Here is a 24,999-nt window from a genome sequence, read left to right as displayed (position 1 = left end):
ATTTAAATTACAGGCTATCCATAATCCTTCTTTGTTTCTCAAAAAACAAAATACGCTGTTGTTCACCACTGACCGATATCATGGTAGAGGCTTTCAGCAATGACTGAAGCCAGTTACGGACAATCTCATAGGCCTTTTCGTCCTGCGAAACAACCGTATTCAAAATAAATGCCCGAATGATGCTGATCCGGAAATTCTGTGAATCCAAATAACTATAACTGGCATCAAAATTAATATTCGAAATATAAAACAAAACCGGATTACCAGTCTCATTATATACCCCACGGGTTGCCATTAATTCCATATTATCGAGGAAACGGAGTAAATCCTGTTTTAAAAGACGGACATTTTCAGTATCTATCAGATGGATACTGCGGCAATATAATATATCATTCACTATGTATTGAAAAATCAACGGATCCCAGATATAAGTAGTCTTCCCAATATGTTTCGATTCCGCCGCAGTTATCCGCTGAACCTCCAACAGTTTCTCCGAAGGTTCTATATCGCAGAAATGAACCGCCCTATCCGAATGGCCATACTGATTATACCATTTACAGAGATAAAAACGGGTTATATAATCGTAATCAAGTAAGAAAGTGGTAGGAAGCACGTTCATACACTCCACCCCGCAGGAAGACGGATCGGTGCCAGCTTCCCGCAACCGTTCGTTATACATTTCCCACATTTTAAAATCATCCTCTATCGGTTCCACATACTCCACCAGACTCAGCTGATAAGGACGACTCTTTGCCGCACATCCTCCGACCAGATTATCCAACGAGACCCCAAACTTATTGCAGATCGCAGCTATCTCTGCAAAAGAAAAAGCCACATCGCCCCTCATACGGCGGTACACAGCTTCTCTTTCTATACACAGTAAATCAACCAAAGCATTGGTCAGGGTCGCTTTATGTGGCATTTTCTCTCTGATCGCGCTGATAAACTTTTCGTAAATCAGGTCTTTACTCATAATAACAATTTTAATGATTGCCAGTAGACAAAAATAATAAAAATAAAGAACCATTCCTACCAATACTCATTTTTGACTACTTTTGTATATTTATAAACAATATAATAATATGCACGATCTTTGTTGTATAGGTCATATCACACTGGATAAAATTGTGACCCCTAAAAATACAGTACACATGGCGGGAGGAACCGCTTTTTACTTCTCCCATGCAATCAAACATTTCAACGACATCGATTATTCGTTGATCACGGCTTTAGCCGAATCGGAGATGAAAGAGGTTGATAAGTTACGATCGGAAGGAATCGATGTGGCGGTTATGCCCAGCAAACATTCCGTTTATTTCGAGAACATCTACGGAGAGAACCAGGATAACCGCACGCAGCGGGTTCTGGCGAAAGCAGACCCGTTCACAGTCGATTATCTGAAAGATATACAGGCCAAGATCATTCATCTGGGAAGTCTGCTAGCCGACGATTTCTCACTGGATGTCGTGAAGTACATGGCTGAAAAAGGACTCGTATCCGCCGACTCTCAAGGTTATCTGCGCGAAGTCCGTGATAAGAAAGTCTACGCTGTGGACTGGACAGAAAAGGAAGAAGCATTAAAATATATCCATTTCCTGAAAGCGAACGAGCACGAAATGGAAGTGCTCACAGGCCACGACGATGTTGTCGGTGCTGCATTGAAAATGTATGAATGGGGAGTAAAAGAAGTACTGATCACGTTGGGCAGCCTGGGCTCTGTTATATACGATGGAAAGACATTCCATAAAATACCGGCCTACAAACCCAGAGAAGTGGTTGATGCCACCGGCTGCGGCGACACTTATATGACCGGTTACCTGTATCAGCGTGCCAAAGGTGCTTCCATAGATGAAGCTGGCCGCTTTGCCGCCGCCATGTCCACCATCAAGATCGAAGCCTCCGGTCCCTTCAGCGGAAGCAAAGAAGATGTCATCCATTGCATGGAGACGGCGGAACAGAAGTTTCCGGAAATTTAGACGAGCCTGTAAAATTCCCCATATTTTTTTATTGTGTGGGGAATTTTCCCCAACTAGAAAGGGGAATAATCCCCATTGCAATGGGGAAAATAGAATTATCTAAACGCCTTGCTGAACGTGGTCATCAACAGAATACAAAGTCCCAGCAAGCCGACCACCATATAAGCATATTCCATATTGAAAGCCTGCGAGATAGCTCCGATCAGTAATGGTGCGACAAGCGAACCGATAAAACTGATACTTGATAGAATGGTAAGCGCAATCCCTACCGGTGTTTTTGACTTTGCCCCGACAAGGCTATAAATAGTTGGAACCATACTCGAAATTCCCAGTCCGACCAACATGAATCCGAATGAGTTGACAATCACCTTCAAGGCCATCGAATCAACTGTACTGCCCAATAAGGCAGAAGTAAAGAACCCGATAAAAATAAAAGCACCGGACAACTGCAACACCCGCTGCTTTCCCCATATCCGGTACGCATAATTAGCCAGGAAGCGACCGACAGTCATCATCACCATAAACACCAGAAAGCCTATCTGCAAAGATTTAGGTACCTGCAAAACCGATTCAAAATAGATACCGCTCCAGTCAAACATCGCACTCTCAACCACCAAAGCGAACAAACCGACCAGCCCCAACTTAATCAGCAACATCTCCGGTCTCTTTATATATTGCCATTTCTCCGACTTATCTTCTACAGCTTCCTCCTTCACTTCCGCTGTAGATACATCATCCTGTAAATACCTGCGGCTCACCATGGTAAGCAACAGTATCAATGCAGCGATCAACGTAAAATGCCAAAACGGAGTAACATCCGAAACGATCATGATAAAACCGATCAACGCCCCCAGACAGGCAGCCAGACTCCATCCCCCATGAAAAGAAGCCATGATCGTCCGCCCGTAAAGCCGCTCTATCCCGATCCCCTGTATATTCAACGATATATCACACAGATTCCAGAACACACCGAAACAAAACAGAAACACCCCAAGCATATAAATATTCAATGCCGTCCCAATCGCAAATAGAGAAAGGGCATATCCCATAATACTGATCTGCACCATAATACGACTTCCCAGCTTCGACACCAGATAACCCGCCAGCGGAATCGCCACAAACTTCCCCACCGGAATCATAAACAGCACAATCCCCCAATACAGGGCATCATTCACCGTAAAGATCTCCTTAATATCAGGAATACGACTTGCCCAACTTGAAAAGCAAAGCCCCTGAGCAAGAAAAAAGGAAAGAACCGCAAAACGTATATGTTCTTTCGAATAAGCTACATGGTTATTAGAATCCATTTCATCAGATATTTATTGAACAGACAAATATACTCATAAGAACAGGAAATAACAGAAAAAAAGGTATGTTTGTACAAAATCCGAAAGACATGAAAACCAGAATGCTAATTATTTTCCTGTTGTTTTTCTGCAAAACTTTACTTTCAGGACAAACTATTGCAGAACGAATAATGCCTCCCGAAGGATATGTCCGAACAGAGGTAGCAGCAAATTCTTTTGCTTCATATCTCCGTCGGCTACCTCTGCAACCGGAAGGAAGCAAAGTTTTGCTTTATAATGGAGAGACAAAGCGTAATCAGCTGCCTGCTTATGCCGTCGTCGACCTGGATATCGGGAAACGTGACCTTCAGCAGTGTGCCGATGCCGTTATCCGGTTGAGGGCAGAATATCTTTACGGACAGAAACAGTATGCAGCCATCCACTTCAATTTCACAAACGGATTCAATGCCGAATATACCAAATGGGCAAAAGGCAACCGTATCCGTGTGAACGGCAATACAGTGTCATGGTATCCATCCAAAGGCGAAGATTATTCCTATAAAACATTCCGTTCCTATCTGGATATGGTATTTTCCTATGCAGGAACAGCCTCCCTATCGAAAGAACTGGCTCCGGTCAACTACCTGGAGATGAAGATAGGTGACGTATTTATCCAGGGCGGTCACCCGGGGCATGCCGTTATTGTCGTCGATATGGCCGTTCACCCAAAGACAAAAAAGAAAGTATTCCTGCTGGCACAAAGTTATATGCCTGCCCAGCATATCCATATACTGACCAATCCGGTAAACAGGAAGAAATCCCCCTGGTACGAACTGAGCGACTCGGATGATGGAAAGGTCTACACCCCGGAATGGATCTTCAATAAAAAAGATCTGAAACAATTCAAATAAAAAAACGTTTCAAAAGTTACTACATATCAACGCCTTACATTTAAATATATTATTTTTCTCATTTATTATTCAATAAAGATGCAGCCTTTTTACAACTTCTACCATCTTATTAGTCGTACATAATTTATTAACACTAAAATAAAAGAAAAATGAAGAAGACGTTGAAATGGTCGCTTATGATGATGTTAGCAGTAGTTGGTTTAACTTTTGCTTCTTGCAGTGATGATGATGACACTCCAACAGTAGGAACTGTAGAAGATGTTAACGGCGAATTTACAGGGAAGATGACTTATGCAGAATCTAAGGCAGAGGCAGAAGCTGATCCTACTGCTACAGAATTAGAACTGAAAGTAGCAAATGATTCTATTCAGTTTGAGAAATTCCCTTATCAAGCATTAGTAGTAGCAATCTTGGGTAGTGAAGAAGCTGCAAAACCTATTATTACAGAGATTGGCGATTCTCTGAATTACAAAATAAACTATACAGCAACAATGAATACTGCAAAAGATTCAGTTGTCATGACATTAGATCCGAAGCCATTGAAAATCTCTATCGAAAAATTGAATATGGAAGTTGAAGTAATCATTGAAGCACCCAACAAGGCTTCTTATGCAATCAAAGATAAAAATCTGAAATTCGACATAAAAGCAGCCAACGTAAAAGTAGGTGGAACAGACTTCCCTGGTTGGACTCCGATGGACTTGTCTTTCGATATGAAGAAGAAATAAGACTAATTCTATCCAATATAAACGGAGGATGTTTCATTGAAAGCATTCTCCGTTTTTGTATTCCAACAACAGGTCCTATATAATATATGTATAGCGCGTCAAACTTTTCTCACCTTCTTTCCGCAACAGATTACTATCAACCGCCTCTTTTAAGTCCCTGCTGGCCGTAGCTGTTGATAACTCTTTAAAATATCTCAGATAGTCTTTACGGGTAAAAGAAGCATCTGCTATATAATCCTTAAACAAAGCAATTCTGTCACGCCCCGTAAGTGTTACATTCTGCGATTGCAGTAATTCTTCGAGCGACTCTTCTACTATTCTCAGCATAAATTCAACAAAGATAGTAGACTCCCCTTGTCTGTCAGCAACAGCCAAAATCCGATAATACTCTTCCTGATTTTCTTTAATGAGAGACTCTACCGGCAAATATTCAAACACCGGATTATACTTCATCAAAATAACACTTTGCCACAAACGTCCCATTCTTCCGTTTCCATCAAGAAACGGATGGATAAATTCAAACTCATAATGGAAAACACAACTCTTGACAAGCAATATTTCATCATCATTCTCCAAATAACCAAACAAGTCATTCAACAGCGATTTAACAAGAGTCCCTGAGGGAGCGACATGTGCCAGCTGTTTTCCTTTCATGATGCCAACTGATTTATTCCTCAGCCTCCCAGCGTTTTCTACCAGACCATCCATCAATATCCGGTGTGCCTCACATAAGGATTCTATGCTAAAAGGATCAAAAAGGCCAATATTTTCATAAACACGAATTGCATTTTTCACTTCGGTTATATCTTTTAATGGAGCTATTACACGTTTCTTTTCCAATAAAGCCGTAACCTGATCGAAAGTTAACGTATTTCCTTCAATAACAAGAGAAGAATGAATTGTGCGTATCCTGTTCCTTTTTCTTAGTTCAGTAGGAGGCCTATGCAAACGGGCAGCTTTAATTTCACCCAGTTTTTCTGAAATTGAAGCGACTTTAGCCAATATATAAGGTGTTATTTTATAAAGAGGTTTCATTGTGATAGTATCATTTGATAGTATCAAAGATAAGAAATATATTTATATAAACATAAAAAATCTCCTTCCGGTATGCGAATTAACATGTAACCGGAAGGAGATTCTTATATTCAACAATCTTTTCAGGATTGGTCTGCTACAATTTCTCTTTCAAATAATGCCCTGTATAAGACTCCGGGCACAAGGCCACCTCTTCCGGCGTTCCGGCACAAACCAGATAACCGCCGGCGTTACCTCCTTCCGGTCCTAAATCAATCAGGTAGTCAGCACATTTGATCACGTCCATGTTATGTTCAATGATCACTACCGTATGCCCTTTATCGATCAATGCATTAAATGCTTTCAGCAGGGTCTTTATATCATGGAAGTGCAAACCCGTAGTCGGTTCGTCGAATACGAACAAAGTCGGCTGCTGCTTTTCCTGCCCCAGGTAATAGGCCAACTTCACACGTTGGTTCTCACCGCCGGACAAAGTCGAAGAAGTCTGTCCCAGTTTGATATAACCCAGGCCGACATCCTGCAACGGCTTCAACCTTTTGACGATCTTCTTTTCCTGCGAACCGGTATGTGCTTCGAAGAACTCGATTGCCTGGTTGACAGTCATTTCCAGCATATCATAGATATTCACACCATGATATTCCACATCCAGCACATCCTGTTTGAAACGCTTTCCATGGCAGCTTTCGCATTCCAACGTGATATCCGCCATAAACTGCATTTCCACCGTGATACGGCCGTCCCCTTTACATTCTTCACAGCGTCCGCCTTCCTTATTAAAAGAGAAATAGGCAGACGTATATCCCAGCTGTTTCGCCAGTGGCTGTTCACCGAACAGTTTACGGATCTCGTCGTAAGCACCGATATAAGTCACCGGATTCGAACGCGAACTCTTACCGATCGAGTTCTGGTCGACAAACTCGATACCCTGTATCATCTTCATATCACCTTCCAGGCCGGAACAATCCACCATCAGCCGGGCCGCATCATCCAGATAATGCTTTACCCCTTCATAAAAGATATCCCGCACCAGCGAACTCTTTCCCGAACCGCTGACACCGGTAACAACCGTCATCACGTTCAACGGAAATTTCACATCTACCCCTTTCAGGTTATTCTTACGGGCCCCTTTCACCTCTATATAATTATTCCACAGGCGCCGGAAAGCGGGGACTTCAATCTTATCTTCACCGGTCAGATAACGGACCGTATAACTGTCGCTGCTGGTTTGCAGGTTATTCACATCCCCCTGGTAGACCACTTCGCCACCCAAACGTCCTGCCTTCGGACCTATATCTATAATATAATCGGCTGAACGGATAATATCCTCGTCATGTTCCACCACAACCACCGTATTACCCAACGCCTGTAACTGGCGCAACACCTTTATCAGCAAATCGGTATCTCGCGAATGCAACCCGATACTCGGCTCATCCAATATATATAAGGAACCGACCAGGCTGCTGCCCAACGAAGTCGCCAGGTTGATACGCTGGCTTTCACCACCCGACAACGAAGCCGAAAGACGGTCGAGCGTCAGATACCCCAACCCGACATCCAACAGGAACTGCAAGCGGTTCATAATCTCCGTCAACAAACGTTTTGCCACGGCCGCATCCGTTTCGTCCAGCACCAGGTTGTCAAAAAAGGCTTTTGCTTCCGTGATAGGCAATGCCACCAGTTCAGCTATATTCTTACCGCCTACTTTCACATAGAGCGCTTCCGGTTTCAGGCGGGCCCCTTTACAGGAAGGACAGGTCGTCTTTCCCCGATAGCGAGCCTGCATGACACGGTATTGTATTTTATAAAGATTCTCTTCCACAAACTTGAAAAAGTCGTCGATGCCGTGCAAGCCGCGGGCACCATGCCACAACAGGTCTTTTTCCTTCTGCGTCAGGTCGTAATACGGACGATGTATCGGGAAGTTGTATTTCTCGCTCTTGGCGATAAACTCCTTCAACCACTCTCCCATCACTTCGCCTTTCCAGCAGACTACCGCCCCCTGAAAGACCGACAAGCTCTTATCCGGCACCACCAGGTTCTCATCAATACCCAGCACTTTTCCGAATCCTTCACAGACCGGACAGGCTCCCAGCGGATTGTTAAAGCTGAACATCATATCGGTCGGTTCGATAAACGTGATACCGTCCGCTTCAAATTTCTTGGAATATTCTTTTACCACCGTCCCTTCGGCAGCATAGATACGGATAATACAGGTATCATGCCCTTCAAAGAACGCCGTTTCCGCCGAATCGGCCAGACGGCTTTTCAATGTCTTATCGTCCGAAACCGTCAAACGGTCGACCAGCAATTCAATAGTGGGAGAACCGAGCAATGCCTCATCCGCCAACACTTCCTGGATACGGTAAGCCGTGTCGTTGATTGACAAACGGGTATATCCTTCTTTCTGTAAAATCTCCAGCTGCTCCTTCATGCCGCGGCCTTCCGGTAGAACTACCGGGGCAAACACGGCAAAGCGGGTACCGGCCGGATATGCCAGAACCTCCTTCACGATGTCTTTCACCTGATGCTTTTTCACTTCCATCCCCGACACAGGCGAAATCGTCTTGCCTATCCGGGCATAAAGCAGCCGCAGGTATTCATATATTTCGGTAGATGTACCCACTGTCGAACGCGGATTGCGGGTATTCACCTTCTGCTCGATCGCAATAGCGGGCGGAATGCCTTTAATATAGTCGCACTCCGGCTTGCTCATACGCCCCAAAAACTGGCGGGCATAAGAAGAAAGACTCTCCACATAGCGGCGCTGTCCTTCGGCATATAACGTATCGAAAGCAAGGGAGGATTTTCCGCTGCCGGATAATCCGGTTATCACGACCAGTTTGTCGCGCGGGATCTCTACATCAATATTCTTCAGGTTATTAACACGAGCCCCTTTGATAAATATAGCATTATTTTCAGACATAAATCTTTTCCTAATAAGGATACAAAAATAGCAAAAAGAAACGAGAACCTGAATTTAGTACAGAGGTATTCGGGTTTGTTATTATTTATTATCTATTATCTTTGAACCGGATAAGAGACTTTCGCATATCTATCTGAATTACATTTTTTAATCTACGGAAACAGGATCGTTTTTTACCATTTTTTTAGCTCGGAAATAACTTCGATAATTACTGAATCCAGCATGAATAACAATCTCCATCAAAGATATTTTTTGCTTTCTTTGTACAGCCTCCGCCTGTAATCTTTCAACTTCCTTCAATCGGTAATTATTAATAAAACGATTGAAATTCATCTCATACTCTCTATTTATAAATGCTGATATATAAGTTCTGTTGGAGAAAAGATCCTTGGCCATGTCGGTTATTTTGAATTCCGGGTTTAGATAAGGTTTCTTATCCTCTAAATACTTCTCGACTCGCTCCCGCCCCAATTGCGCATAATTCCCCAACGCAGTCATTTCCTTTTCTTTGGCAGTAACAGGTTCGATAATCACATAATTCTCCGAAAGAATATTCAGGCACAGCACAATATGAGTAAAAACTGCCGGCAACGTTGTAAATATCCAAATAAACCCCAACTTATTGAATAGCCCGATACCCAATATCAATCCGGCTATCGGCAAGGTTTGCAGCAGGACCCTGAAAATAATGATAAAGGATAGCCAATCCAGCGACATCCGGTAAATATCAGCGGAATAATCAGTTACCTGACGTTTATAGGATTTTATGCGAAGCAAGCTCAATACAGAATATAAAATACTCAGCAAAATACAGACGATAAACGTAATGTCGACAATCGCGCTTGTCAGGCTTACTTCATTATCATAAATAGCAGTCCATCGTTGCTGGAACGGCACTATAAAGGCAATCACACAAATAGTTACAGTCAAACACGACGGAAGGATGAAATGGTATACTGGAAAACGCCTCTGCTCGCCTATTCCCGTAATAATATAGGTAATCAGGTACAGAAATATGGGAATAAAACTGAACGAGGAAAAGAAAACAGGTTGGTATGTTATAAAAGCGTCGCGGGCGACAGAATGCATAACCAGTCCACTCCAGTACAACATTATCAAACAGTATACAGTGATTATGCTGTAATGTATTTTCCGATTGATTGTATTGGAAGAACGAGTTATGTCGAGCGAAATCATGATTAAGCCGACCGCAGCGCTTACCACAGGTATTGAAAAAACTATTGCACGTCCGATATCTTGATTCATCCTTTTTTATTTATTGGTGATTCCTTGTCAGTCTGTTCTTTATATGTATTTTCCAATTGAATCGCACGCTGGAAATGCCTAGAGTCTTTGAACCCCGCCATGGTCATTACCTGATACGGATTTTTTTGTTCATTCGAAGGATGCGCTATCAGAGTCTGGTATTCCCTAATCCGACATTGGTTCAGGTAACGCCTGAAATTCACCCCATAAGTTTGATTGACAAAATTGGACATCACGGTACGGTTCACCCCCATCGCCTCGGCCATGTCAGTCAATTTGAAATCAGGATCGAGGAATGGTTTTTGTTGAGACAAATAGTTTTCGAACGCCGTCCTGTTCAATTGTCCGCGGGTGTCATCCGGCACAGGGTACTGTTTGGCGATCAAACCGTTGTTCCCGGTCTCATTTTCATTGCCTGAAAACAAATCAAAGGTCTTGTAAGAGAGATATTGCCTACGGATAACCTGATATGTAAGCAAGATTTCCTGAGCCATAATGCATAACGCGTTCAACCGAATAAGCCATTGACTTGCCCCGACCAACGAAGGCAAAAAAGCAATTAGAAATATAACGATGGAAAGTATAGAAAGCATGAAAAACATAATGAGCCAACGCGATGATTTAATACTGACATATTTTCGATCCGTATCGGCCATTTGAAGTACCGTCTGCCTATAATACCGCAGCAATAACAGGCCAGTCGGAACAATATAAGCTATTGCAGTGATAAACCGCAGTAAAGAACTGGATATAAAAAGCTCCGTATAGCGCTCAAATAACGACAGTCTGGTAAAAAGTCCTCCCTCGGGAGGTGACATCCAAGCTGTCGTTATCAGGATAATTGCCAATGTGGGTACCGGCCAAATGTAATTCAGTACGGGAAAGTTTCTCTTTTTCCCTAAATAGGCCAAGTAATAAACGATATTGTAAAACAATATGGGAATATAAATATACGACAGGGCAAAAGGAATATCGACCGGAAGGAATATCGGATCGTCAGAGAGCACATGCCATAAAGCAGATGACCACCATACGGCTATCAGGATACAATAAATGCTTACAACCCGCCTTAATTTCCTTTCGGCAAGATTGCGATAATTCCATATCAATAATAAAGTAAAGACCGAACATATGGCCGAACAAAATATCGGTAAAATATAGGTCATCAAGTTGCTGTATGTGACAAATGCTCCCATGTCAATCGAATTCAAATTATTTTTCTCGAGTGTGTGTTTCTGCTGGCTTTTTCCGATGCACTTAAATTGCTTAGGCAGACAGTCATAAACTCACTGACATTACGGTATACAAAGATAGCCTTTTTTACTGCACTTATTTGTATTACAACTGTTAATAATGACTCCGCGCACTTCTAAAATGAGTCAGACTTTGATGATTTGACATGCCCGTTACAAAATTGCAGCTTGTGTAAAATGGTCATTACGATTTTGCCGATATGATTTATACGTTTTGACACTATGCGATAACAAATACGCCGTTCCTTTGTGCAAAACAAAAATAAAGAAAGCGAGGTCACCGAAACTGACCTCTTGAGACTGTCTATGCAAGAACAGACTATAAAATTTACAACGGAATAATTAACTATAGCCATAAAATATGTACAATGGAATTATAAAACGAATATTGGTCCTGCTGGTAGTTGCCACCGCCGGCATGATGCAGGATACCAAAGCCCAGAACGTGGCTGTCAAGAGTAATGTTCTGGCAGATGCTTTCCTGAATCCGAATTTGGGAATAGAGATCAGACTCGCACCTAAATGGACTTTGGACGCTACGGGACAGTTCAACGCATGGACACTCTCGCACAACCGGCGCTGGAAACACTGGGCCGTTCAACCTGAGGTCAGATACTGGTTCTGCGACCACTTCTCAGGGCACTTCGTAGGTGCTCACATCCATGGCGGACAGTATAACATCGGAGGTTTTGACGGAAAAATCAACTTTCTCGGAACGGATGCCCGCAAGCTGAAAGATACCCGTTATCAGGGCTGGTTCGTCGGCGCAGGTATCGCTTACGGTTATACGTGGATACTGGGGCGGCATTGGAACCTTGAGGCGGAAATAGGCTTTGGTTATTCCTATACACGCTATGACCGCTTCCAGTGTGCCGGGTGCGGCAGAAAGTTAGAAACGGACAAGCCGCACCACTATGTGGGGCCGACGAAAGCGGCAATCAACCTTGTTTATGTATTTTAATCGTGTGCAAAGATGAAAAAGACAATATATATCCTATCAGCCCTTTTGGGCATGGTTACGGTAACGGAAGCACAAACTGCAATCGACTTGCGGAAACAGGACATCGTGGACGGTGTTTCCGTGGAGAATCTAAAAATAGAACGCAACGGCGGGTACATCGCCATAGACATGCTTTGGGATTTGTCAGGGCTTGACGTAGACGATAATCGTGCCGTACTTCTTACACCATGGCTAGTCAATGGCAACGACTCGCTCGACCTGCAACCGATAGGGGTTTACGGCAGGCGCCGTTACTACTTCTATGTACGCAATGGCGAAAGCATGCTATCGGGCAAGAATGAAAAGAGCTATAAGGCCTCGGAAAAACCCGATACCCTCAAATACCACCATATGGTACCATACGCCGAATGGATGAACGGAGCCGTGCTGTCGCTTCGTCGTGACGACTACGGGTGTTGCAACACGTTGTTGGCAGAGCGGAATGACACGCTCGGACGACACACCGAAGCGTTTTTCCCCGAACTGGTATATATACGTCCGCAAGGGCAGATCGAAAAACAGGATTCACTCGAAGGTTCGGCGTTCATCGACTTCCCGGTGAATCAAACAGTGATTTATCCGGATTATCGACACAACACCGCCGAACTTGGGAAAATACAGTCATCGATAGACTCCGTGCAAGGCGACATGGACATAACCATTACTTCGGTATGGCTGAAAGGTTACGCTTCACCCGAAAGTCCTTATGCACATAACAAAGAGTTGGCTATCGGACGTACGGCAGCATTGAAGAAATTCATACAACAACTCTACCAGTTTGAAGACGAGGTAATAACGACTGACTACGAACCGGAGGATTGGGTAGGATTGCGCCACTACGTGGAACAGTCAGACCTTGAACATCGCACAGAAATGATTGCTTTGATAGACGGCAATTTGGAACCGGATGCCAAAGAGCTGAAAATAAAACAGACCTATCCGGCGGAATATCGCTTCCTGTTACAGAACTGTTATCCGGCGTTGCGCCACACTGACTACCGCATAGTCTACACTATCCGCAGTTACAGCGACGTGGAGGATATAAGGCGAATCATACGTGAACGGCCGCAGAAACTGAACCTGAATGAGTTCTACCTCGTCGCACAGGAGTATGAACCCGGTACGGATGAGTTCACTGAAGTGTTCGAGACAGCGGTACGCATGTTCCCGGATGACACCATCGCCAACCTGAACGCCGCCAACGCTGCCATGCGCCGTGGCGACCTCACGGCCGCAAAGCGTTACCTTGCCAAAACGGACAATTCGCCCGAGGCTGTTTATGCCCGAGGTGCACTGGCCATCCGGCAAAAAGATTACAACAGTGCCCGACGTTACTTGAACGAGGCGAAATCTCTCGGATCAGAACAGGCCGGCATCACGCTTGAACAGCTTGAAAAAGGGAAACATTAAGGATAAACGAGATAATATATTATTAACAAAATTAGATTACAAACATTTATGAAGATGAATAAATTATTTTTAGGTATGTTCGTATGCATCGCATTGTGTGCATGCTCGAACGACGAATCAGGAATTATTCCGGATGATACACCGAATGCCTTCACAGGAGACGAGGCGTACATCAATATCCGCCTCGCTGATGCAGGTTCACTTACAAAGGCGCAAGAAGGTGGCTTTGAGTACGGAATAAACGAACAGTCTGTAAAAAACGCCTACTTCTACTTTTACGATGCAGACGGTGTATTCGTGACACAAGGTAATGCTTGGGGAGGTGGCAACGCCTCAACGACTGCCCCTGCCGGAAACATTGAATTTGTGAGCAACAACGTCGTTGTACTGAAAGGACTGGACAAAAAGACTATCCTAAATATATGGTAACAGTGCTCAACAAACCGACCAACTTCGTGTATGGAAAAACACTCGACGAAATGCAAACAGTGCTTGCAGACAATAACGCGGAAGGTATTTATTATCCGGAAACGACCAATAACGTCACAACCAATTACTTTACCATGAGCACTACGAGCTACACCGAAACCAATCGGACAAAATATTTCGTGACGGAAGTTAAAGAGGAAAATTTCTCTCTTGAACCGATAACAGATGTGAGTGCCATTAGCAATGCAGTGACTGTATATGTGGAGCGTCTGGCTGCCAAAGTAACCTTGAATGTATCCGATGAACTTCCAAAGGATGTAAATGGGCGTTATCCGATAAAAGTCACTGTAGCAGGCGAAGACAACCCAGCCGGAAGCGGTAATATCGCTTCGGAAGAGCTTTATGTGGAATTGCTTGGATGGAAATTGAACGCCACAGCGAAGAAATCGTACATGATTAAGAACATAGATGCAACTTGGACGGATAATGACTTGGGCTTTACATGGAACAGATGGACCGATCACCGCAGCCATTGGGGTAAGTCGTTCAACTACGGTTTGTCCGGCTATCCTGAAAATGCGGCGGGAGTTCCCGCCAATTCCACATATCTGAATTATGTCGATTTGGAAAGCGACTTAACCGCATTGGGAACCCCTGCCTATTGCGCCGAGAACACCAACACAAACACCATCGTGACTGGCAACTTTCCTTCTACCGTTACGAGTGTCCTGTTGAAAGCCAATATATGCGATGCAAGCGGCAATGCACTCGACCTCGTACGTTACAATGGTGTACTTTTCAAACAAGACTCCTTCCTCGAATATGTGCTCAACGTACTGAAGACGAAAAACCAACTGAACATGTGGTATGAAGACGGTCAAGACGATGGAGGTAATACAAAATATACACAGATTGGTAAAGAGTATGTGAAATTGGAGAATATGGGCGACGGAAAAGTAAAAGTGGTATTTACGAATGAGAATGAAACCTCATTATATACAGAGGACGGCGCCAACAGTTCGGATCAAATCATCGCCGCTCTTAACGAAAATCTGGCCGCTGCTTCAGCAGATGCCATCGCTTACAACGGTGGATCGATGTACTACAATATACCTATCGAACACCTCAACAATGGCGATGTCGCAAACGGGACTATTCCGGAAGCCAAATACGGTGTGGTGCGCAATCACCACTATGTAGTCACCATTGACAAATTGGAAAATATAGGCAAGGGGATTTTTGACGAAGACGAAAAAATCGTTCCCGGCGAAGATCCGGACGGTGACACTTATTACGTTGGCGCGAAAATCAATATCCTTTCCTGGAAGATTGTCAGCCAAAATGTGGAACTTTAATTTTTCTTGAAACAATCTTTATCTTATAAAACAACCATTCCATGAGGAATAAACCCCACATGGAATGGCTTTAGAAAAGCGCTTCCGCTCCGGCGCAAAGAGAGGACGGAACCGGAAAGGGCGCATCTGCCATTTCCCACCGAAAATGAAAATCCCCTGCGGTATTTTCCGCAGCATACATATATAAAATAAATAATATAAATCAAATGAATATACGATCTTACATAAGAAAAATAAACGTCAAGTCGATGGCGGTCATCGCTTGCACCTCGATGCTATATGCCTGCGACAGCTTAATCTATGACGATGAGGGCGACTGCTCGGTAAACTACCGTGTGAAATTCCGCTACGATTACAACATGAAGTTTGCCGACGCCTTTGCCCACGAAGTGAACGTAGTGACACTTTACCTGCTCGATGTCGACGGCAAGGTGGTTTGGCAACGTACCGAACAGGGAGAATCCCTTGCGGCTGATGATTATGCCATGACCATAGATGTAGAACCAGGCGAATACGAGCTGCTCGCTTGGTGTGGCACAACTGACAAAGGTTCTTTCTCAAGACCTGCAACAACCGTCGGCAGAGAACTGACCTGCACGCTTGACAGGCAATACGATGCCGGAAACAAGGCATTCGTCAACGAAGATCTCGACCGCTTATTCCATGGGCGACTGCCGGAACAGACGTTCGGTGAAACCGAAGGTACGTACACTTATACCGTACCATTGGTGAAAAACACCAACAACGTCCGAGTGGTGTTACAACACCTCTCGGGAGAGGCTGTGGACAAAGATAAGTTCGTCTTCACCATCACCGATACTAACGGAAGCATGGACTGGGACAACACATTGCTACCCGACGAGCCGGTGACTTTCTTCGCATGGCATACCGACGCCGGGGAAGCAGGCATAGACTCCCAGTCCGAAGAAATACAGACTGTGTCTCGCGCCATTTTCAGCGCAGCCATAGCCGAACTGACCATACCACGTCTTGTAAAAGGACAGAAAACACAGCTCACCGTGACCAACAAGGAAACAGGAAAACCAGTTTTCTCCATTCCTCTTATCGACTATGCCTTGCTTGTGAAAGGTTTCTATAACCGGGATATGGACGACCAGGAATATCTCGATAGGCAGGACGTATACGACATGGTGTTCTTCCTCGATAAAGGTGACCGTTGGCTCGATGCCTACATTTACATCAACTCTTGGAAGGTGGTGCTGCAAAACAGCGAATTATAATAAAAGGAATGCGAATGAAAAATGTGGTAAAACATATCATCACGGGGACTCTGATGCTCCTTGCGTTGTGGAGTACCTCGTGTAGCCATGAAACGGAAGTTTTCGGCATATCCGAAAAAGAAACAGCTCTCAGCATCGGCTTCAGATTGCCCACAAGAAGCCTGGAGACCGGTGAAGGCTATGAAGTTGGCGAAACCTATGAAAACTACATAGACATAGAGAACAACAACTACAGGATTTATTTCTTCACCTTCAACAATAAGCTCATCGCTCGTTTTGAGCCGGACGGTTTCGTAGTAACTGAAAAAAGCGATTACAGGGATTATAGTGTACTTGGCAAAGCACCCGCCGCTTTGGCCAATCACAAAAACTTCAAAATGGTCGTGCTTGCCAACTGGCCGCAATATGGCGACGATACGATGAAGACCGGAGAAACGTTGCTTTCGGATATCTGCAATGCCGATTGGGGGCAGTTCGATAGTTTTTCTTCTTTCGAGTTGAAACCGGAACGACTGATTCCTTTCTATGGTGTCCATGAATACAACAATATAGAGTTCAAGTCAGGAGAGGTTACATTGTTACCTGAGCCTGTCACTCTACTCCGTGCCGTGGCAAAGGTGGAGATAATCCTCAAGACAGATGACTATTTTGACTTATCGATCAGTGAGGTAAAGGTTCGCCGCTATAATAAAAAAGGATATTGTGCCCCCAAAGATATTTTTTCACAGGACGACTACGACCACGGTGGTGAGTGGAGCAGCGATTACGTTAGCGGCTTGCACCTCGTGAGAAATAGCAACGATACGGAAGAAAAAATACAAAATTTCCGCTTTGCAAGCCGGTGGGTTGGTACTGACGGAAATAAATATGAGAAATGGATTGCCTACCTGACCGAATACCAAAATATTGACGCAGGCGACAAATACGCGTGCATTGAAGTAAGGCTCGATGCCCAGACCGGTGAGGACGAACCGTATAAAGTCTATTTCGCAAATTACGATGAGAGTGGAAAGACAGATAATAAGGACAATACCAAGCGTTTCGACATCAACCGAAACATCCTCTACCGTTTCACCATCACCGTCCGCGACAACAGGCTCACCGTGAACGTGCAAGAATGGAAATATACTTATGATAATGAATATACTTTTGACTGATATGAAACATTACTTTTTAATCATACTTCTATTGGTAACCATCGTAATGGGAGGTTGCACAGAAGAACTGCAACTGGAGACAAGTGGAACAAACGGGGCAGGTCTTGATGAAGGTGAACTGACGGAAGCCGTATTGAATTTGTCCGTCAATACATTTGCCGTTGAAGCACAAGCAAAAACAAGGGCGTCTCTACCAAGCGACACACCAGAAAAAGAGACTTCGGAAGAAAAAGAGATACATAACATCTGGGTGTTCCAGTACGATGCGACAACCAAAGAACTGCTGATAAAGCCGCGTTACTATACCATCGCCGATCAGGCAATGTTACAAGACCTACCCGTATATCTGAAAGCCGGAGTTCCGTCCATTGTATATGTCGTAACCAACACGAGCTATGACAACTGGGCCAACGATGGCACGGATGCTTCATGGCAAAAGTTCAAAAAATTGGAACAACTGAAGAAACAGACCCTCCCTACCGCTTTCCCTTTACGATCGATAGATAAGGTATCGATACCAATGGACGAAGCAAGCGAAGATGTGGAAGTAACGACAGGTATTAAGGTCACAGTACCGGTTACACGTATGTATGCCAAACTCAAAGTAAAGGTAGAGATGCTGAAAGCAGAAATGAAACTCAACAACGTCAACGTAAGGCAAATTCCGAATATTTGCCGGGTAGAGACATTGGCCGGCGACGGAAATGGAGAGCCAATGGATGCGGTTCCATTTCCTGTCGGAACGACATTCAGTTCTATAGCCTTTGCCGCCTCGGATTTGGAAAAGAACGAAGATAAAGAATGGGCTGTTTTCTATCTCCCGGAAAACCTGCAAGGAGAAATAGATACCCAAGGCGGTAACAAGTCTGATGCAGCTCCTTCCAATGCACTAGTAGTAGATGTCACCACCGAAATCGGTGGTGAAAGGTATCTCTATGCAGCTTATCCCGGAGGAAACTCATTCAATAATTTTAATATACAACGTAATCAAGTTTACCGTATGACGGTGACTGTCACGGGAGAGAAAGGTCAAAACAATCCATCATCCAACTGTTTTGTTATAAAACCAAACGATTTCCTCTCTTTTGAGCCTTATTACCGTGTAGAGACAGGAGGCGGGTATAATTTTGCAGACTATTTAAACCCTCATGACGAAAATCTGAAAATAGCCCGTGTCGGCATTATCTGGCAAACCAAAGACTGCATCGGTGATAATACGAATGGAACGTTGGTACAACTCGGTGAGAACACAGGCGACATTCATCAGAAAATCTATGTTAGAACGCAAAAGAAAGGTAATGCCTTAATCGGTGCTTACAATAGCAAGGGAGACATTATATGGTCTTGGCACATCTGGGTTACAGACCATGAACCGGACAATCTCGGTAAAGCTGTCACTTATTACACATACGACTGGGACAATAATGGTATACATCCTGAGAAACCGCGTATTCAAGGCTATGCTGTCATGTCATGCAACCTCGGTGCATTGGCAGAGGATCAGAAAGGTATAGGAAGTGGTCTTCATAGGTATCCGGATGAAATGACGCAAGCCTTCGGCATGCTGTATCAATGGGGACGAAAGGACCCGTTCCCACCTTTACGCTATATTACAAATACACATCAGGATTATAACGACGAGCACACAGATCTGCATTATGACAACTCCAACCAAATTGAAGTACATAAGACATCCCTTACCGATGAAAACAAGCTGTTCCATTCGGTAATCGGAAGCACTCTGACCGGGGCTGTCAGACACGCCATCGCCAATCCTACTGTTTTTATCTGTGGAACGAACGATGCTTACCGAGGCGAAAGTTATACACAAACAAAGAGTAACTATTTTAATGATGGAGACTGGTGTCCAACAGGAGAAAGCGACAACAAACTTTGGGGTGGACTGGAACCCGCCTCCGATGGAATGAAGGCCTACACAATTAACCAGAATAATAATGTACATATATACGATAATTACGGAACAGAAAAATCCATTTTCGATCCCTGTCCCACAGGCTGGAGAGTAGCTTCGGGTGAATTGTGGCTCGAATTTACAAATACAGGACTTAATCCGGAATCTATGAGCGGTATCAATTATGACAACAAATATCCGAACGGATATGGAATAAACATGTATATGCAAAAATGGAAAGATGGTCCGACATCTTATTTCCCGACACAAGGGACACGTGTGGGCGATGGAGGAGGTTTTCGTACAAACAGTTGCGGGAACTACCATAATGCAACCACGGACACGGACAACCGAGTGAACATTTTACATATCCATATGGATTATAACCTGTTCCATATATTCGAATACCAATTCTATTTTTATTATGTAAAGTCAGTCGCAGGACCAATCCGTTGTGTACGCGATTCGAAATGAAACAGCCCTCTTCTACCTCCTGCGCTCAGTCTCACTTTTATTTATTATCTTTGCCGCAGGAAATGAAGAAAGTGTTACAATAATCTCAAACCAGACAATATTCATGAACAATCAGTATATCCGCCTGCTTCTGGCAGTGGTCCTTTGTGTAGTTACCTCCTGTTCGACTACACGCCAACTCCCTGTCCGCGAGACAGAAGGAAAAGACAAACGGGAATTCAGGGGAGCCTGGATACAGACAGCTTTTCAGGGAGAATATAAGGATATGACTCCCGCCCAGCTACGGAAAGATTTCGTGCGTAAGTTGAATTACCTGCAATCCTGCGGTATCAACGCCATCATCTTCCAGGTCCGTCCCGAAGCCGACGCTTTCTATAAATCGGACATCGAACCCTGGAGCCGTTTCTATACCGGACAACAGGGCGTCGCTCCGGCAGGCAATTTCGACGTGATGGAATTTCTGATCGACGAATGCCACAAACGGAATATGGAGTTCCATGCCTGGCTGAACCCTTACCGCGCCAGCACGGCAGGCAACACCCGTTTTGCCGATTCACATATTTATAACAAACATCCGGAATGGTTCGTTACCTATAATAAACAGATTCTGTTCGACCCGGGACTGCCCGAAAGCCGCCAGTTCATTAATAAGGTAGTACGCGACATTGTCAGCCGTTACGATGTGGACGCCATCCATATGGACGACTATTTCTACCCCTATCCGGCAGCCGGCATGCCTTTCCCCGACGATAAGAGTTTCCAGAAATACGGACTGAACAAAGGATACACCAATGCACAGCGCAGTGACTGGCGCCGGGAAAACGTGAACACGCTGATCCGCGAACTGAAACGGACCATCCTGCTCACCAAACCCTGGGTGCGCTTCGGCATCAGCCCGTTCGGTATCTACCGTAACAAGAAAAGCACACCCGACGGTTCCGGCAGCGACACCAACGGCCTGCAAAACTACGACGACCTCTATGCCGACATCCTCCACTGGGTGAAAGAAGGCTGGATAGATTACAACATGCCTCAGATATATTGGGAAATAGACCATCCGGCAGCCGACTATATCACCCTGATCCAATGGTGGAATAAGAACGCAACCCTCGAAGGTCCCCATCTCTATATCGGTCAGGACGTGGCACGCACCATGAAAGCCAGCCAACTGACCCGCAAAATGCGTTACGAACGCGCCCTGTCGAAAGTCAAAGGCAACTGCTTCTGGCCCGCCAACGAACTGCTATGGAATAATAAAGGTGTAGCCGACAGCCTGAAAAGGAACTACCACCGTTATCCGGCACTGATCCCGGCCTATACTCATATGCACAACCGGGCACCGCAGGAGGTGAAAAAACTGAAAAAAGAATGGACCGCCGACGGTTATATGCTGCACTGGAAGGCCGAACAAAGCCCGACAAACCCGGAGTTAGCCTCTTACTTTGTCGTTTACCGCTTCGAAGATAAAGAACCGATCGACCTCAGTAATCCGGCTAAAATCGTAAAAATCACCCGTAACACAAGATATTTAATGCCTTATGATAACGGAAAGAAAAAATATCGCTATATTGTGACCGCCGTAGACCGTTTTCATAACGAGAATACGGGAAAAAGTATAAAGGTAAAATTATAATGACCGTCTATGTTCTCTCCGGACCTTAGATACAGTAAATTTACGGATTGTGGCTCCTGTTCCGAATACAGGAGAAACATCTTTAAATATCGTTCCTATCCCAAAGGACTTATCATCCCACGGGAACGTTGTTTGCAGAATACATTGTATTTTCTGCTGAAAGGTTCCGTGCAGGTCAATAGCGAAGAACATCCCAATACCATTTTCAGTGCAGGGCAGTTCATCCTGCAACCGATCGGCTCGAAGGTCGAATTCAAGATCCTCGAAACCGCCGAATGTATCCTGTACCTGTTTGAACGCCCGATCAATATCTGCAACGAACGTTTCAACAAAGGGGCCAGCATAGCAGAGACCTCCCGTATCGAACCGATTGTAATGAATATGTGTCCGCCGTTGCAGTATTTCGTGGAAGGGGTACGGATGTACCTGAACGACGACCTACTGTGCGCCAGTTTCCTGAATGCCAAACGGACGGAGCTGGTCTACCTTCTCAATTGCTACTATACATTAAAGGAACTCGCCGCTTTCTACTCGCCGATCTACCGGTACAGCAAAAGTTTCCGTTACTTCGTCATGCAGAATTATATGAAGGCGAAAGATGTGGAAGCCTTCGCCCAGATGGGAGGCTACAGCACACCTACTTTCCGCCGCCTGTTTAAAGAGACATTCGGCGAACCCGCTTACCAGTGGATGCTGAAAAAGAAATGTGAAGACATCCAGAACGACTTAACCACTACCGAAATGTCTATTTCAGAGATCAGCTACAAATACGGTTTCGAATCGCTTTCCAACTTTTCCCACTTCTGTCGGACCAATTTCGGCATGTCTCCCCGTGCACTTCGCAATAAGAAAGACGAATAACCAGTAAAAATCAACAACTTTCGCAGTTTTTACAACTTATTGAATAGAAAAAGCAATTTTACGTCTGCTTTTTCCCGATACATTTGCGTCAGAAACAAGAAGAATTGACTTTCAACGCATATTAAATGATGATAAGAAGTGAACTAGGTTGCTCGTGCGGAATCGCAGTCTGTATATTAATGATCATTACATGTTTCATTAAATGCAGTTCGGAAGAAAAGCCAGAGCAGTCTTCCTACGGTTTCATCTGGTATTCGTTGAAATGGGAACAGGCCATAAGCGGCTATGAGAGTCCGAAGAAAGTTCGTTATTGCTTTTATCCTTTGGAAAAGGGTGCAATGATACAGATCGAGAGTGACACAAGCGGTCTGAAGTTCACACTGCCACCGGATACATACCGTTTACTGGTTTTCAATTGCGATGCCGACAACATCCAGTTCCGCAATATGAATTCATTTGAGACGGCAGAAGCATTTATCCCGGAGACGAAAGCGGCCGGGGGCACGACATCGGGACGCATTCCTTTATATGGAATAGCCATCAACAACCTGGAAGTGGAAGCCAACGACGGAGCAAATAATAAACGTGAGTTCAGTCCGGCTTCATTGATCCGCGAAGTAACGCTCGACATAAAAGTCGAGGGTATGGAGTATATAAAAGAATGCAAAGGGCAGCTGACAGGCGTACCTGCCGCTTTCAACCTGAGCAAACAAGAGATCGTACCGGACAAAACAACAACAGTTAACTTTGAAACAACAACTTCAGCGGAAGGTATAAAAACAAATGTATTGATATTAGGCACTCCCCCCAAACAAGGAACACCCCCACCTGCCCTCCCTAAAAACGAAGTACAGCTGGATTTCACCCTCAATGACGGAAGTACCACCACTTCCACCCTCGACCTGGGCAACTCGATCGGAGAAACGGAAGGAAACAAAGTAAATGTAGACGTATCCGTAACGGTAGAAAAAGACGCCTCCTTCACTGTCACAATCAACAAGTGGGAAGTCTCTGCCGGCGATGACATGATCATCGAATGAATTGAATGATAAGTAATAAGCAACGAATAAAACAACAACAATTAAATTTTTATAATTATGAAAACATTAGTATTAAGTATGATTTCAATTGCTGCAACAGTTGCAGCAATGACCGCTTGTACAAGCGAAGGTGACCCAATAGATAATATTGATAATGGACAACCGGTGGAGATACAGTTGAATGCAGGGATTGGGAGTATTACGACAAAAACTCCTATAACCAGCGATGATCAAGGTAAATTGTCCAGCGCTTTACCAGGTATCCAATTCGTAAAAGCAGCAGACATTGCAGAATCTCCTGCATGGGGAGATGTAAGTAAAGTTGCATCTACTGCAGAAATAAAAGCCGATGATATCTCAACAGGTAAAATCTCATTCAATACACCACTCTACTACAATGTCGATCCTACTCTCAAATCATGGTTAATTGGCTACTATCCAGTAGCGGAAGTAGAACCTGATGCTTCGACAAACAAAGGTAAATTACAATGGACAATAACAGGGAAAGAAGATATTTTATTATCAGCAGAAGTTTCAGGCAATAAAAGTAAAGACGAACAAATTAAATCCATAACATTCAATCACCAATTGCTCCAGATGCAATTTAAATTTGTTGCAGAGGATCCAGCAGCTATTGACACTTGGGGAAATGCCATTAGAAGCATTGCTATTAAAACAAAAGCTTCAGGTACACTTGCTAATTTACCATCCACTATAACATGTACATTATCATCTACTCCTTCATTAGCTTGGAGTAACCCAGCAGAACTAACAGCTTATGCAGTCACAGATGGAACATATAGCGACAATAAAATCACAGAAGCAAGTCCTATAACTCTAACTGAAACTGAAACTTTAGGTGGATACATAATGGTGCAACCTCTAACAGCAACAACTGATTATACTCTTGCAATTACGACAAACAAATCAACGGCAGAGGTTCCTATTACTTTAGGAGCTGCCCCTGCTGCAGGAAAAGCATATGAAATCATACTTACATTTAAAGCGAGTACTATAGCTACTACTGCAACCATTACAAAATGGGAAACAGTTACAGGAGGAACAGGAACGGTTCAATAATAGTAATATATACTGAAGACAAAATTAGA

20 protein-coding genes are annotated in these 24,999 nt (G+C 44.2%); 14 read left to right on the top strand and 6 right to left on the bottom strand.

Annotated features, from left to right (window positions below):
* Positions 1-7: 7 nt before the first annotated feature.
* A complete protein-coding gene (locus K6V26_RS25225) occupies positions 8-973 on the bottom strand; it encodes a helix-turn-helix domain-containing protein (RefSeq protein ID WP_224264180.1) in 966 nt (321 codons plus the stop codon).
* A gap of 109 nt (positions 974-1,082) precedes the next feature.
* Here K6V26_RS25225 and K6V26_RS25220 point away from each other — a divergent pair, with 109 nt between their 5' ends.
* On the top strand, positions 1,083-1,976 hold the full coding sequence (locus K6V26_RS25220; RefSeq protein ID WP_009859989.1) for a PfkB family carbohydrate kinase: 894 nt from the start codon (positions 1,083-1,085) through the stop codon (positions 1,974-1,976).
* A 95-nt stretch (positions 1,977-2,071) separates the two neighbouring features.
* Here the strand turns inward: K6V26_RS25220 and K6V26_RS25215 are convergent, their stop codons facing one another.
* Positions 2,072-3,283, bottom strand: a complete 1,212-nt coding sequence (locus K6V26_RS25215) for an MFS transporter (RefSeq protein ID WP_224264179.1) — start codon at positions 3,281-3,283, stop codon at positions 2,072-2,074.
* Between the two features lie 101 nt (positions 3,284-3,384).
* On the opposite strand from K6V26_RS25215, the gene K6V26_RS25210 reads away from it, so the two are divergent.
* Together K6V26_RS25210 and K6V26_RS25205 are read left to right on the top strand one after the other, a co-directional pair.
* Positions 3,385-4,173 carry a DUF4846 domain-containing protein gene (locus K6V26_RS25210; RefSeq protein ID WP_394373161.1) on the top strand — a complete coding sequence of 263 codons (789 nt, stop codon included), beginning with the start codon at positions 3,385-3,387 and terminating at the stop codon, positions 4,171-4,173.
* Positions 4,174-4,322: 149 nt separating this feature from the next.
* Positions 4,323-4,901 (top strand): DUF4840 domain-containing protein, encoded by a 579-nt coding sequence (locus K6V26_RS25205; protein WP_224264178.1) that lies wholly within the window; start codon positions 4,323-4,325, stop codon positions 4,899-4,901.
* Positions 4,902-4,976: 75 nt separating this feature from the next.
* Here K6V26_RS25205 and K6V26_RS25200 read toward each other — a convergent pair whose 3' ends face one another.
* The 4 genes from K6V26_RS25200 to K6V26_RS25185 form a co-directional block, all read right to left on the bottom strand.
* Positions 4,977-5,903, bottom strand: a complete 927-nt coding sequence (locus tag K6V26_RS25200; RefSeq protein ID WP_224264177.1) for a Fic family protein — start codon at positions 5,901-5,903, stop codon at positions 4,977-4,979.
* Between the two features lie 169 nt (positions 5,904-6,072).
* Positions 6,073-8,859 (bottom strand): excinuclease ABC subunit UvrA, encoded by a 2,787-nt coding sequence (gene uvrA, locus K6V26_RS25195; protein WP_224264176.1) that lies wholly within the window; start codon positions 8,857-8,859, stop codon positions 6,073-6,075.
* A 147-nt stretch (positions 8,860-9,006) separates the two neighbouring features.
* Positions 9,007-10,125 carry a helix-turn-helix domain-containing protein gene (locus tag K6V26_RS25190; RefSeq protein ID WP_009859995.1) on the bottom strand — a complete coding sequence of 373 codons (1,119 nt, stop codon included), beginning with the start codon at positions 10,123-10,125 and terminating at the stop codon, positions 9,007-9,009.
* Entirely contained in the window at positions 10,122-11,321 is a 1,200-nt protein-coding gene (locus K6V26_RS25185) for a helix-turn-helix domain-containing protein (RefSeq protein WP_046146092.1), read from the bottom strand. Before K6V26_RS25185 ends, K6V26_RS25190 begins: the two co-directional genes overlap by 4 nt.
* 418 nt (positions 11,322-11,739) lie before the next feature.
* Between K6V26_RS25185 and K6V26_RS25180 the strand changes: the two genes are divergently transcribed.
* The 11 genes from K6V26_RS25180 to K6V26_RS25130 all read left to right on the top strand — a co-directional run bounded on the left by K6V26_RS25180 (position 11,740) and on the right by K6V26_RS25130 (position 24,970).
* The gene (locus K6V26_RS25180) at positions 11,740-12,339 is read left to right on the top strand and encodes a DUF3575 domain-containing protein (RefSeq protein WP_224264174.1); all 600 of its coding nucleotides are present in this window, start codon (positions 11,740-11,742) and stop codon (positions 12,337-12,339) included.
* Between the two features lie 12 nt (positions 12,340-12,351).
* Positions 12,352-13,788, top strand: a complete 1,437-nt coding sequence (locus tag K6V26_RS25175; RefSeq protein ID WP_224264173.1) for a DUF3868 domain-containing protein — start codon at positions 12,352-12,354, stop codon at positions 13,786-13,788.
* Positions 13,789-13,842: 54 nt separating this feature from the next.
* Positions 13,843-14,217 (top strand): hypothetical protein, encoded by a 375-nt coding sequence (locus K6V26_RS25170; RefSeq protein ID WP_224264172.1) that lies wholly within the window; start codon positions 13,843-13,845, stop codon positions 14,215-14,217.
* Positions 14,211-15,572, top strand: a complete 1,362-nt coding sequence (locus K6V26_RS25165) for a fimbria major subunit (RefSeq protein ID WP_224264171.1) — start codon at positions 14,211-14,213, stop codon at positions 15,570-15,572. Before K6V26_RS25170 ends, K6V26_RS25165 begins: the two co-directional genes overlap by 7 nt.
* A 206-nt stretch (positions 15,573-15,778) precedes the next feature.
* Complete coding sequence (locus K6V26_RS25160; protein WP_044215082.1) at positions 15,779-16,813, top strand: FimB/Mfa2 family fimbrial subunit; 1,035 nt, start codon at positions 15,779-15,781, stop codon at positions 16,811-16,813.
* Between the two features lie 14 nt (positions 16,814-16,827).
* On the top strand, positions 16,828-17,970 hold the full coding sequence (locus tag K6V26_RS25155) for a hypothetical protein (RefSeq protein ID WP_224264170.1): 1,143 nt from the start codon (positions 16,828-16,830) through the stop codon (positions 17,968-17,970).
* A gap of 1 nt (position 17,971) precedes the next feature.
* Positions 17,972-20,356, top strand: coding sequence for a DUF4906 domain-containing protein (locus K6V26_RS25150; RefSeq protein ID WP_224264169.1), 2,385 nt, complete (start codon positions 17,972-17,974; stop codon positions 20,354-20,356).
* Positions 20,357-20,459: 103 nt separating this feature from the next.
* A complete protein-coding gene (locus tag K6V26_RS25145) occupies positions 20,460-21,989 on the top strand; it encodes a glycoside hydrolase family 10 protein (RefSeq protein WP_009860003.1) in 1,530 nt (509 codons plus the stop codon).
* 9 nt (positions 21,990-21,998) lie between these two features.
* Positions 21,999-22,850 (top strand): AraC family transcriptional regulator, encoded by an 852-nt coding sequence (locus tag K6V26_RS25140; protein ID WP_224264168.1) that lies wholly within the window; start codon positions 21,999-22,001, stop codon positions 22,848-22,850.
* 125 nt (positions 22,851-22,975) lie between these two features.
* On the top strand, positions 22,976-23,890 hold the full coding sequence (locus K6V26_RS25135) for a DUF5119 domain-containing protein (protein ID WP_224264167.1): 915 nt from the start codon (positions 22,976-22,978) through the stop codon (positions 23,888-23,890).
* Between the two features lie 57 nt (positions 23,891-23,947).
* Complete coding sequence (locus tag K6V26_RS25130; protein ID WP_224264166.1) at positions 23,948-24,970, top strand: fimbrillin family protein; 1,023 nt, start codon at positions 23,948-23,950, stop codon at positions 24,968-24,970.
* Positions 24,971-24,999: the final 29 nt, after the last annotated feature.

This window comes from Parabacteroides goldsteinii (assembly GCF_020091425.1).
Lineage (GTDB): Bacteria > Bacteroidota > Bacteroidia > Bacteroidales > Tannerellaceae > Parabacteroides > Parabacteroides goldsteinii.
This window is presented reverse-complemented; position numbering and strand designations above follow the sequence as displayed.